Origin of the sequence: Bacillus sp. FCW2 (genome assembly GCF_021228595.1) — a bacterium.
Lineage (GTDB): Bacteria > Bacillota > Bacilli > Bacillales > Bacillaceae > Bacillus > Bacillus velezensis.
Map to the genome: position 1 here is coordinate 3,271,934 of NZ_CP089436.1, position 13,079 is coordinate 3,285,012.

A 13,079-nucleotide genomic window follows, 5' to 3' on the forward strand; every position below is an offset into this window, starting at 1 on the left:
CTGCCTGAGTATATGTTACCTGGCTTTATGATGCAGATTGATGCCTTGCCACTGACTCCAAATGGGAAGCTGGATGCAAAAGCACTGCCAGAACTAAATGCATTAGCAGGACAGGAATATATGCCACCAAGAACTAAAACAGAGAAAGTCATTACGGACATATTTGAAGAAATCTTAGGAATATCTCCAGTCGGAATAGAAGACAGTTTCTTTGAACTTGGCGGAGATTCTATTAAAGCGATTAAGGCCGTTTCGAAGTTACGGGAAAAAGGTTATAAGCTTTCTTTCGCCGCATTAATGTATCAGCAGACCCCAAGAAAGATTGGGGAAAATATTCAAATGGGAGAAGTAAATCAAGTATACGAACAGGGAGAAATCAATGGGGAAAGTCCATTAACCCCTATACAACTAGAATTTTTCAATAAGAATCACGTCGTACCTAATCATTATAATCAGGCCTTAATGTTAAGAAGTGATGAGCCATTTGACATACCTAGTTTAAAGACAGCAATTACTGAAATCATTAAACATCATGACGCTTTAAGAAATGTATATGACGGACAACGTCAAATCACGCTGTCTACAGAGGAAAGCAAGCTATATGATTGGTATGAAAAAGATTATACAAAAGTGCAAGATGTATCGAAAGAGATAGAGTATGCCAGCGATAAATTACAGGCAAGCATAGACCTAGCCACCGGGCCTTTAGTAAAAGTAGGGCTGTTCCATTCAGACAGTGGAGATCATTTACTAATTTGTGTACATCATCTGGTCATAGACGGTGTATCATGGAGAATTCTGCTGGAGGATTTATTTAGTGGATATCGACAAATACAAGAGACAGGTAAAATCACGCTGCCAATGAAAACGGCTTCGTACAAGGAATGGGCGAATGCTTTAACACAATATGCTAAGAGTGAAGTGCTTTCAGATGAAATAGCATACTGGAAAAATATATCGGATAAATCAAATAGTACTGAGACATTCAAGAGTACACAAACAGCAAGTGGTCAATATAAAAATAAAGTAGTGAAAGTGGACTCTGAAACGACGAAAAAGCTGTTGCTCGAAGCTGGAAAGACATATAAAACAGAAATAAACGACTTGTTACTGGCATCGCTGACCATTGCAGTAAAAGAATGGAGAAACTCTAAGTACCTAACCATAGAAATGGAAGGTCACGGGAGAGAGACAATAGATAGAGAGATCGCCATCGATCGTACAGTTGGTTGGTTTACAAGTGTATATCCTATTATTTTGGAGACAAAAGATACTGTTGAAGAAAGCATTTTGGAGACAAAACAAACATTGAAACAGGTCCCTAATCATGGAATTGGATATGGAGTTTTGAGATATCTTGGTGAGCATAGCGGACTTGAGATGAGCGCAGCAATAACATTCAATTATCTTGGAGAATTGGATAACGAGATAGACAGAATTGAAGGAATATCCATGTCGGGAATGCCATTAGGAAGAAGTATGTCAGAAAAAAATTCATCAGGAATGGGATTGTCTCTAAATGGGGCTGTTTTAAATGGGCAACTTGAATTTGACATCATATATGATACTGGATTGTATACTGACGAGGATGCTCAAACATTGGTATTGGCATATGAAAGAGCAATTAAGGATGTTGTCAAAACGTGTTTAACCAGAAAAGGAACAGTAAAAATGCCATTAGATGAAACATTAATTGGTGATAACCGTGATGGCGATCTAAAGTGCATGATACAAAAACAGTTGAATTATTATGGAGATAACTATATTAAAACACGTTCTACTTTAGAATGTCCTGTATTGACAGGACATGAGGACTTCTTGCGACCGGATACAGAAATTATTACTGAAATCATAACAATAGAAGGAACGGCAGAGAACGCTTCTTTATCACTCAGAGGAATAATTTCCAGGCATGGGGCATTAAGAACGAAATTAAATCAAAAAATGACCTATTTAGAAGAATACGATTATTCAGATGAGTGGGAAATTCCAGTAGTGAAAGGAACCTTAGAATTATCTGCAGAACAATTTAAAGAAATTGTGAATGAAATGAGTTTTCTAACTGATGATAAGCTGTTATCTAGATTTTTAATCGTAGAAATAGATGCAGACCATTGCTTAGTACTTAGTGCAATTCATCATTTAATATGGGATGGAGTCTCACAAGATTTGTTTAAGGTTATGCTTCATGAAACTTTGAACAACAGACTTACCACTCCCTATAACTATTCTTTCATAGAATATTGCAAAATGATTAAAAAGAAAGTTGACGAACTGGAAATTCCTGATGCTCAAGAGTCTAACATGGAAGAGTATATTGAAGCTGCTAAACAATCAGCTGATTTGGTCTCTCGACGAGACACTAAGAGGTCTACAGAAATTCATGTAAAACTAAATGAGTTACAATATCAGAAATTTAGCGAACAACCCATTAATACAGCAGTAGAATTTATATCAAGGCTTATGTATAGTGACTTACCTGAAGAATTAAATAACATCCCTGTTTCTGTTTTGACACATAACAGAGATGAATTCAATAAGGAAATGTTGGGGCTAACTTTAAATTTAGATTATTCAATTTATGATAGGAAAAGTAAAACGCAAAAACAGCTTTTATCAACATCAGAAAAATCGAGTATTAATCAATCTGCAATTACAGAAAAGTTGTTTCTTATAGCACAAAAGTACGGTTTTAATGAAATGTCCCATCGCATTCCAATCATTAATTATCAGGGAGTCCTTGATAAGTTTGCAAGTAGAGATGACATATCACTTGAGAAGATGTTTTTACAAACACAGATTATAGAGTCTGAAGATTTTGGAGTTAGCATGCACTTTTACATTCAAAATAGTACTCTAATTGCTCGCATTACAGGCATTACAATTGAAGAAGAGCTCCTTAATGATGTCATGAAGAATATTTAATGTTGGATCTTACCCGTAAAACCACCCGCTATGCGGGTGGAGGGGTCATAAAAAGACATATGATGCCGGATCATGTGCATATGCTCGCGGTCCCACCCAACATATCTGAAATATGCACATGATCTAGCAATAAACAATTGGAGTGTAAATTAGACATGCTCTAAATGAAATTAGAAACAAGAAGGGGGGCTTATAGTATGAATGAAAAAATTTCAAAAAGCATATACAAAAAGAATATAGGCTTATTTATTTTGTCCTGCTTACTTGGTATCATGACATCTATTCTGTTTATTGCATTGGCAATTATACTACAAAAGTTTATTGATTATTCTATTAATAAAGATATTGACAATATCTTTAAGGTGACTACTGTTTCCGTTATTTTATTGCCTTTAGGTGCAGTGGGAATGTATGTGGGGTATGCTGTTAAAAATTTATATACAAAAAGGGCAACGTTAAACCTGAAAAATACCCTTGTTGAAAATATTTTGCGGTTAGATATGAGAAGTTTCAACAAGGAGAGTAATGGAACCTACATATCACGATTGTCAAATGATATAACGATAATTCAAAACGATTATATAAAAGGGACCGTGGAAATATTTGTTCAGCTAGCTATGCTTGTAGGCGGAGTGCTTGCGATGTTTATCATTAATTCATTCCTTGCATTGAGTATATTACTCACTTGTATCATTCCACTTGCAGTTTCGAGTATATTTAATAATCGTATGCAAAAAGCACAAGGTGAAGTGGCTGAGCAAAATAAAAATTATGTATCTTTCATTAAAGATATATTGTCTGGAAATCAGGTTGTTAAGAGCTTTAACATCGAAAAGGAGATTTTTGAAAGGGCAAAGGCAAAGGCGAACAAGCAGGAAAAAGCAAAAATGGTATACGAAAATCTGTTGTCACTCATTATGTCACTTACTGATATTTCAACTTTTCTTGTTGCTGTAGTCATATTTATTGTGGGTACTCAGCAGCTAATGAAAGGAGAAATTACAGTAGGAGAGATTATGGCTTTTATTCAATTGTTAAATTGCGTAACAGTTCCCATTAATAGACTCATAACCGGTTTTACCAAAAGGCAGGCCAGTCGGGCTTTATTAATGAATTTCAATAAAATTGGAGAGGCAAAAACGGATCAAACTCAAAGAATTGATATCCCTAAATTCAGTAATAAAATTTCTCTAAATGGGCTTTCGTTAAGCGTAGATGGAAAAAAAATCTTAGATGATATTAATTTTGAATTTGAATATGGAAAGTCTTATGCCATTGTAGGAACAAGTGGGAGTGGAAAGACAACCTTATTAAAGATGTTGACTGGGTTTTATGATGGGTATGAAGGAAATATCAGGTATGACGGGGTTGATCTTGAGAAAATAAGTGATCAGTCCATGTTCCAAAATGTTAGTTTTATTCATCAGGACTGTTTTATCTTTGATGATACGATTGAACAAAATATTAAATTGTTTCGTGAATGTGACACAGATGAGTTTGAGCAAGTCATAAAGAAGAGTATGTTACAGAAATTGATTCATGACAGAGGCGGCTTTGATGTATTATGTGGAGAAAATGGAATCCATTTTTCAGGTGGGGAAAAACAGAGAATTTCTATAGCAAGAGCACTCCTGAGAAAATCACCTATATTACTTATGGACGAGGCGACTTCAGCGTTGGACAATCAAACAGCTAGTGACCTTGAGTGTATGTTAAGTGAAATGCAGGGCATTACGAGAATTTCCATTACTCATAGGCTGGATGAATCAATTCTTAGTGAATATGATGAAATTGTCTTATTGAATAATGGGAAAATTGAAGAACACGGCACGTATCATAAATTAATGGAAGCCAAACAAAGATTTTATGCATTGAGTATGTTGAGTAGACATAATAATGATCTTTTAATAGAGAAAGGTATAACTAGTCTTGTATTTTAAATCTCAATGGTTGTATGAAATAAGTTTTTGGACAGTTTTGATGCTTGTATAAGATGAAAGGGGTGTCGTACGGATGGAGCAAATCGCAGTTGTTGGGTGTGGCGGAATGATCGGTGAAGTCATCTGTAAGAACTTATGTAAAGACTTTATTGTTAAGGGCGGACAGCGGCGTGAACCTACAGCATTAATGAACCTTAATAATTTTAACTACCAATTCCTGGATGTTTCTGACTGGGAGAACTTGATTGCGTTCTGTACTGATTGTACGGTTGTCATTAATTGTGCAGGGCCTGAATTTGTAATTAAAGATAGAGTTGCTCAGGCAGCCATGAAAGTAGGAGCAAAATATGTTGATGCTTCCAATGCTTTATTATTGAATCAGGAGCAAAAGCTAGAGCTTAAAGCTAACGGTGTAAATTACATAGGAGCTGGTTTTTGTCCTGGAATTACAGGTCTGCTATTAAAACGAGTGATAAATCATTTATTAGACGAAACTAAGCATGTGAATTGTTATATTGGTGGTGCGGAACATTATACGAAAACTTCTATCTCAGATATATTAATGAGTGGCCATAGTGTAATTGGAAAAACAGACTCTTATTGGAGTGATCATTGTGTTAAAACGGAAAATATAAATATGATGCAGAAAGAATTTGTACCTGAAGTGGATGTTCCTGTCTATAAGAAACCGTATTTAAGTCAAGAGATCATTGATATTCTGGAAGTTAGTTCGGTACAAGAACTTCACTGGTACAATATAGCGGCAAATGATTATATTTTCCGTTTGGCAATGCAATTTTATCAAATGCAACTTGAGTCTTCGGTTGAAGAAGCAATGAAAAAACTAGACATTAGCTTAGAGGAGCAACCTAAAGAGGAATGGATAGCTTTAGTCATTGATGCTACAGGAGTGAAAGATGGAAAGAATGTTAGGTGCAGATTGAATTTACAAATGGAAACGAGTTCAGAGTTAACGGGTACAGTGGCTGCCGAAATCGCCCGACAAGCTGTTTCGAGTAATAGACCTAATGGTACCTACTGGGCTTATGAAGTGCTTCCTATAGATTTTATGAATCAATATGTTTTTTCTAATAAGCATGATTTTTATGAGGAAAAGTATGTTGAAATAAAGAAATGATATGACTAGGTTACATGGCGTACATCTGATATTTATTGGATAGGGGGGAGTACATTATAAAAAAGCTTTTACTTAAGAGATTACCGTTGATTTCACTTGGAGTTATAGCTTACATACTGACAAAATACGCGCAGAACCATCAGGATTGGGCGGAAAAATACAGTAGGTCTGTATATCCGTTATTGTCAAAAATAGTAGGATTTGTACCTTCTTGGGTCACATTTTCTGTTAGTGAATGGCTCGTCGTGTTGGTTGTGTTACTTTTTCTATTTTATATCGTTTATTATGTGCGCAAGGTTATCATGAGTAAAGGTGCACGTAGGATGGTAGTTTATCGTGGTGCTCTAGGAATCGTTACGATCTGTAGCGTGATATATTTTTGTTATACTATTTTGGGTGGAATAAACTATTACAGATATTCTTTTTTGTCTTATACCGAATATAAAGAAGAGAACTACAGCAAGGAGGAACTGGTCAAATTGAGTAAGTCGCTTGCCGTTGAAATGGAATTGGCAAGGGAAAAGTTAGCGGATACTGATCTTTTGGCTCATGTACCAGAGGTTTTTGATTATTATGCACAACACGCAGTGTTCTCGATGCAAATGTTATCAAAGAAATATCCTGTTTTGGAGCATTCATATTCAACACCAAAACCAGTGGTGATGTCAAAACTAATGTCGCATGCAGGGATACATGGTATTTTTGTCCCTTTTACTTATGAATCCAATATCAATGTTAATGTGCCAGTTTTTTTGGTGCCTGCTACTATGGCGCATGAATTGGCACATCAGAGTGGTTTCATGCATGAGGATGAGGCTAATTTTATAGCTTATCTGGCATGTAAGCAGCAGGATGATCCAATGATACTATACAGTGGTTTATTTCTGGCATTTGATTATTCTATATCTGAGCTAAAGAAAGTGGATCCAGATAAGGCGTCTGATATAATGTCCAGTCTGTCCAAAGCGGTGCGGCATGATATAGAACAAAATGAGCAGTACCGGGATAAGTATGAGGGTGTTATTTCAAGTATTTCAAGAAATGTAAATGACGTATATCTGAAGGCAAATAATCAGACAGACGGTTTGAATAGCTATAGTGATATGGTGAATTTATTGCTGGCAGAGCAGCGAGAGATAGAGAAGTACAATTAAATGTATCTTGAATACTTATAGGTTTATATAGTAATGATAGTGGGCTCAAGTTGAACATAGGAGTGAGTGAAATAAATAAAATAAAAGTATTTCCTATTCCATATGCTGGAGCGTCGGTAAATGCATATTATGAATGGAAAAAACTACTGCCGGATAGATATGAATTGTGTATATGTGAATTGGCTGGAAGAGGAACTCGATTCACAGAGCCTTGTTACCAGTCTGTTGGTGAAGCAAGTGAAGATATCGCCAAAAGAATAAGTGAACAATTAGAATATGACGATGAATATGTTATATTTGGACACAGCATGGGAGCCTTATTGACTTATGAGATATATTATAAACTTAAGCAAATGGGAACTAAGGAACCAAGGCATCTGTTTTTTTCTGGGCGAGATGCTCCACATATTTTTGAAAAGAGAGAAGACATTGAAAATATGACTAATGAAACTTTCTTGACAAAGGTGGAACAATATGGGGGAATACCAGAGGAGTTTTATACAAAAGAGATTATGGATATGTTTCTTCCGATTTTGCGAGCAGATTTTATAATTTTGGACAATTATAAGTTTCAGCCCAAAGCAGAAAAAATAAGTTGTGGAGTAAGCGTTTTTTATGCGGATAGCGATTTTTCGACTCATATCAATGAAATGCATAAATGGAGTGAAGTTGTTGAAGGGAATGTGAAATTTCATAAGTTTAAAGGAGAACATTTTTTTTTGAATCGGTATCCTAATGATATTGTAAATACTATTGTTAAAGATACAGAGACTTATTCTTGTTCATGAGAGATTCCTCGTTTCGTCAATGTTGGTGTGGTAACTTACATTGTACAAGAGGAATCTCTCTTTCGCATTCATTTTTTGGTAGAATTTAGATAATCGACAGACGTGTTATTATAAATCTAAAAAGATTTTGGTTTAGACTTTCTTTTCTTTGTACAGTTTGAATGTGTTTTGAAATATTATATTTAAAATAAATTTTATCAGTCTGAGAATCCTTCAATGATTGTTACTTAATTTTGCTTAATTATAAAAGTAATATTCAATAATTGTTTTAGGTAGGTTTTAGTAAGGAGAATTATGAAAAAAATTAAGAAAAAACATTGGAAATAATAAGCTTTCAGTTTTAAGCCCGGTGCCGCTAACAACACGGCGGCCGGGCTTTTTTCACGGCCGGATTACGATGTCAGCGCCGAACTTGATCGGAACTCTCAGCCATTTACATTCCCCTTTTCTCTTGTAAATAAAAAGATTCTAAAACTAGAAAAGGTTCCGGAAAGCAGATGCTTACGGAACCTTTTTCGTTATGCCGAATGGCTTTTTTTCGTCTGAACGGTTTCCCTGGACTTGATACCAAGTGATACGAACAAGCCGATCACAGATACGCCGATCAATATCATAAACAGAATGTGAAATCCGGAGATTAAACCGATCAGTGCTGAAGAAATAATGCTTCCGAAATAACGGAAGGTGGAAAAAATCCCGGATGCGATGCCGGACATGCCCGGTTCTACCGTCGCAAGAGAAGATACCTGCATGCTCGTCAGCCCCGCACCTGACGCGATGCCTCCTACAATAAGCGATGCCATAAGAAACGGAACGGAATGGGAATAAACCAAAAGCAGAAATAAGAGATTGGCTACGGCCATCAGCCCGAAGGACAGAAAAATCATTCTTCGCGCGCCCCATTTCTGATGCAGCTGAGCTCCGCCCCAGTTGCTGGCGGACATGAAAACAGAAAAGACTGACAGCGCCATGCCGCTGTGCGACGTATTCATGCTGAAGTGGCCGGTCATAAAGAGCGGCATAATCAATAACACGGCGTACATCATTAAATTGCTTAACAGGACCGACAGATTGGCGCTCGTAAAGGTCGTGTTTTTAAACAGGTCAAAATCAATAATCGGATGTTTCGTGCGCAGCTCCCGCCTGAAAAATAGCGGAACAAATATGAGAATGAGCAGCGCGTACACCCAATAGCCCAAAGAGCTTTCATTTTTCGTCAGAAGAATAATAGATACAATGCTTCCGGCAAGCAAAACGGACCCGATGATATCAAGCGGAGCGTCAGACGTTTCTTCTTTATATTTAGGAAACATCACTAATGCCGTCACGAGTGCGATCGCAAGAAACGGAATGTTGACCCAAAAGATCGAATGCCAGCTGAAGCTCTCAATTAAAAGAGAGCCGATAAACGGACCGAGAGCCGCGCCCAGACCGGCACCGAGGCCGAAAAAGCCGAATACTTTCGGAAGCCGTTTTTCAGACACGACATGGCGGATGATGGCGATGCTGTTTGGCGTAAGCAAAGCGCCGCCGGCAGCCTGAAGCGCCCGGAAGAAAATCAATAAGAAAAGACTTGGCGAGAGGGCGCACCCCAATGATGCGATGAGAAAAAGGCCGACGCCCCATAAATACATTTTTTTGTTTCCGTACATATCACCGAGTTTGCCGGCAATGGGCTGTGTCACGGCCATTACGATTAAATACACGGTCACTACCCATGTGATGCTGGCAATTGATTCGCTGAATGAGCGGGAAATGGATGAAAGGGCGACTGCGATCATCGTAGAATTGATGGGAACGAGTATGGCTCCCAGCAAAAGCGAAACGATCAGCGCCCATTCTTTCTTTGAACCCATCCTTCATCCTCCTTGGGGCCGGAAAATGACCGGCCGGTAATGCCTTTCATGAAAATCTCAGTGCTGTGTTTCAGCATCGTTTCCTCAGAGAGAGTAATGACTCTTTTCCCCAGCTGCAGCCGGTGTATAAAATAACCGAAAATCATCGTCATAAAGACGTCTGCATTAGCTTCTTCGCTGCCGGGGCTTATCATATTTTTCTTTGTCAGCTCTTTAAAGTAAACGATTAAATGCTTTTTCACGGATTGCGGATATACGACAATATCCTGCAGGACGTCTTCGAATAGTTCCGGTTCGCGCAGGCAGATGCGGAACACTTCTTTTTTTTGTTCCAATTGCTGCAGAAGGGTCGCGGCGAAATGAAGAAGATCCTCATACAGATCGCCTTCCGCCTTGGTGATCATGCTTTCCGGAGCCGGCGTCTGCTGTTCAATCATGGCTTTCATTAATCCTTGTTTGTTTTTAAAATTACGGAAAATCGTTGCTTCGCTTACTTTTGCTTTTTCTGCGATTTCTTTTGTTGTCGCTGCGCGGTATCCTTTTTGGATGATCAGATTCATCGCGGCGTCAATAATTCTCTTGTTCGTCGTTCTCAACATGTTTCACCTCGCGTAAATACTGGCAGGACAAGTATACACCCGCCCTGCCCGTCAATAAAGAGGGAAACCTAGCATGAAGCGCGTTTGACAATCGTAATCTTGCCGTTTGTCCCGTCCACCGTGACGATATCTCCGTCGTTGAGCCTGTCAGTCGCGGCACGTGTGCCGAGAACGGCCGGGAGCCCGTATTCTCTCGCGATGATCGCTGCATGTGACAGGATGCCGCCCGTGTCCGTAATGACGGCCTTTGCATCCTGGAACAGACTGGTCCACAGCGGTGTCGTCATTTTGCAGACAAGCACGTCTCCTGTTGAAAAACGGGAAAATTCACTTGCGTCACGAATGACTTTCACCGGGCCGCTTGCGATTCCGCTTGACGCCGCAAGTCCGTAAATTTGATGTTCAGTGTTTTTTTCATCTTCTGTGATGGAGCCGGTAATCTGTTCAGCCGTTTTCAGCTGTTCCGAAGTCGGAGTCCCGAGATAAGCGGGGGCTTCAAGCAATTGATATTGCTGGAAGAGCTGTTTTCGTTCAGCGGCTTTTTCCTGCATCGGAACCGGCGACACCAGCGCTTTCTCGACTTCATCGCTGTATAAGTACCACATATCCTCCCGATCATCGATTACGCCTTGTTTTTGAAGCAGCTCGCCGATTTTCAGAAGGCAAAGGCGCGCTTTGGCGTCCAGCATCGCATCAATATAAAAATGGTGATCATCTTTGATGACGGATGAAGACAATGTCCACTGATAATAGCGGTCAAACGTCTCCCGGAAGCCGTCATCTTCAATTCTATCCATAAAGTCGGCGTAGAGCTGTTTTCGTTTTTCTATCGTTTTATGAAATTCACTGTCAAAATCGTATCCGTTCCGGACATAGTTCTGAATGTTGGCCAAAGCGAAATAAGGGTTTTCCGCCCAAGTTTCTTCAATGAGATCATGACTTTTCACGGATCTCCAGCCGTATTCCTGTAAAAATTCACCGACTTGTTCGAGAAAGCGTTTTCCCTCATTTGATTGCAGAAGCGTCTGATGCAGCTCATCGGCATGAGAAACCGTAAAGACTCGCCGCAGCTCAGGGTTGTCTTTTACTTGTCCGGAAAGCAGCCAGAGCTGTCTGTCGGTCTCCAATGACTTATTCATGACGCCAGCCAGCATTTCGTACAGATGGGAGGTGTTTTCTTTCTCAACCTGTCCGTACATGGATTCCAGTATCATGTTTAACGCAACCTGCGGAAAGACAATATTGAAATGTTCTGCGTATCCTTTTAAATAGAAGTCTTGCAGGTTTCGGAACGCATCAAGGGCAGTCTCCGGCGTATGGTCTGTATGCGCCAGTTCGTCCAGCTTTTGATAAAAAGGCAGAAAGGTTTCCTGAATAATATCGTACATGCGGTCAGCCAAGACGGGGAAAAGCGCTTCTAACTGTTTTGCGGGCAGCTTGTCGTCCGTCTTATGCTGTCTGGAAAAAACACGGCCCTGATGAAGTTTGACACGCTCGATTTCGATGCCCATTACAGGGAATGCCTTCGTGCTCTCTTTGAGGCCGTATTCCAAAGCCGGCACAATGAGTGAGGCGAATAACGGGCTGACGGGGCCTTCAATATTGGCCTCCATATTGAGCCAAAAATCTTTCTGATCCCGGGGCGTCATGATAAATTCCCGTTCTTCGTCTGCCGCCTTCTGATCCTGCACGATCGTTGTAATCGGCCTGGCCTGAAGCAGATACAGCTTATTTTCGGCAAATCCGAATTCGAGATCCACGGGATAACCGTACAGTTCTTCCGTCTTTATCGTCAGCATGGCAAGCTCTTTGACGCTCTCGTCATCAAGGCAGAAGCGGTTTCTCATGTCAGCGGTCGTCTCTTTTTCCGTCACGCCTTCGTCTTTAGAAACGATATACATTTCTTTTAAGCCGATTTCTTTTTCAATCTGAAATGTGTCTTTATTGACGATAAATGTGTCGGGCGTCACGCTGCCGGAGACGATTGCTTCTCCGAGACCGTAGCTCGCGCTGATCATCAGTTCTCCGTCATCGTGTGTGACGGGGTTGCGGCTGAAAATGACCCCTGAAACCTCGGAATTGATAAGCCCTTGCACGACAACGCCCATTAACGGTTCTGCGGTGTCATTGTTCATTTTCTCTTTATAACCGCTGACCCGCGCCGAGAAGAAGGAAGCCCAGCATTCTTTCACTTTTCCGAGAAACTCTTCTTCTGTTTTGATATTTAAATAGGTTTCGTACTGGCCAGCGAAAGAAGCGCCTTCAAGATCTTCAGACGCGGAGGAGGAACGTACGGCGACAGAGGCGTATGTTTCTCTCAATTCATAAAACGAAGCGGTCAGTTCCTCCCGAAGCTCTTTTGAAAACGTGCCGTTCATAATGGCGCGCTCCATCTGTTCCTGATCTGCTTGAAGCCCGTTGTCTTCCATAAAACGTGTCAGGGCATTCGTCTGAATGATGAAACCGTCGGGAACGGGCAGCCCGTTTTTCGTCAGTTTAATCAGGTTCATTCCTTTTGCTCCTGCAGAGCGGCTCGATTCTTCCGCTTTTTGAAATCGCACTGAATACATGCGGTATGACCCCCTTTTTTTCCTCATCCAAGAAAATGATAGTAAACACTATCATTACATTGTAAAGAGGGAGGAAGAAACTGTCAAAGATACAAAGACCTAAACCTTC

Annotated in this window: 8 protein-coding genes; 5 read left to right on the plus strand and 3 right to left on the minus strand. The window is 39.8% G+C overall.

All coding sequences use genetic code 11. The features are described 5' to 3' along the window. The 5 genes from K3G25_RS16310 to K3G25_RS16330 all read left to right on the plus strand — a co-directional run. Nucleotides 1-2,925, plus strand: a 2,925-nt coding sequence (locus K3G25_RS16310; RefSeq protein WP_232489408.1) for a condensation domain-containing protein, incomplete at its 5' end; no start/stop codon positions are given. A gap of 197 nt (nucleotides 2,926-3,122) precedes the next feature. Then, nucleotides 3,123-4,865: an ABC transporter ATP-binding protein gene (locus K3G25_RS16315; protein ID WP_094296331.1), complete on the plus strand. Its 1,743-nt coding sequence runs from the start codon at nucleotides 3,123-3,125 to the stop codon at nucleotides 4,863-4,865. Nucleotides 4,866-4,938: 73 nt separating this feature from the next. Further along, on the plus strand, nucleotides 4,939-6,003 hold the full coding sequence (locus K3G25_RS16320) for a saccharopine dehydrogenase NADP-binding domain-containing protein (RefSeq protein ID WP_014418993.1): 1,065 nt from the start codon (nucleotides 4,939-4,941) through the stop codon (nucleotides 6,001-6,003). A gap of 86 nt (nucleotides 6,004-6,089) precedes the next feature. Beyond that, entirely contained in the window at nucleotides 6,090-7,157 is a 1,068-nt protein-coding gene (locus K3G25_RS16325; RefSeq protein WP_021495271.1) for a DUF3810 domain-containing protein, read from the plus strand. Between the two features lie 50 nt (nucleotides 7,158-7,207). Then, nucleotides 7,208-7,945, plus strand: coding sequence for a thioesterase II family protein (locus K3G25_RS16330; RefSeq protein WP_014418991.1), 738 nt, complete (start codon nucleotides 7,208-7,210; stop codon nucleotides 7,943-7,945). 518 nt (nucleotides 7,946-8,463) lie between these two features. Here the strand turns inward: K3G25_RS16330 and K3G25_RS16335 are convergent. From K3G25_RS16335 to K3G25_RS16345, 3 genes are all read right to left on the minus strand, one after another. Continuing rightward, nucleotides 8,464-9,801: an MFS transporter gene (locus K3G25_RS16335; RefSeq protein ID WP_014418990.1), complete on the minus strand. Its 1,338-nt coding sequence runs from the start codon at nucleotides 9,799-9,801 to the stop codon at nucleotides 8,464-8,466. Then, on the minus strand, nucleotides 9,774-10,397 hold the full coding sequence (locus tag K3G25_RS16340; protein WP_017418829.1) for a TetR/AcrR family transcriptional regulator: 624 nt from the start codon (nucleotides 10,395-10,397) through the stop codon (nucleotides 9,774-9,776). Before K3G25_RS16340 ends, K3G25_RS16335 begins: the two co-directional genes overlap by 28 nt. A 71-nt stretch (nucleotides 10,398-10,468) precedes the next feature. Then, nucleotides 10,469-12,970, minus strand: a complete 2,502-nt coding sequence (locus K3G25_RS16345) for a PEP/pyruvate-binding domain-containing protein (protein WP_232489409.1) — start codon at nucleotides 12,968-12,970, stop codon at nucleotides 10,469-10,471. Nucleotides 12,971-13,079: the final 109 nt, after the last annotated feature.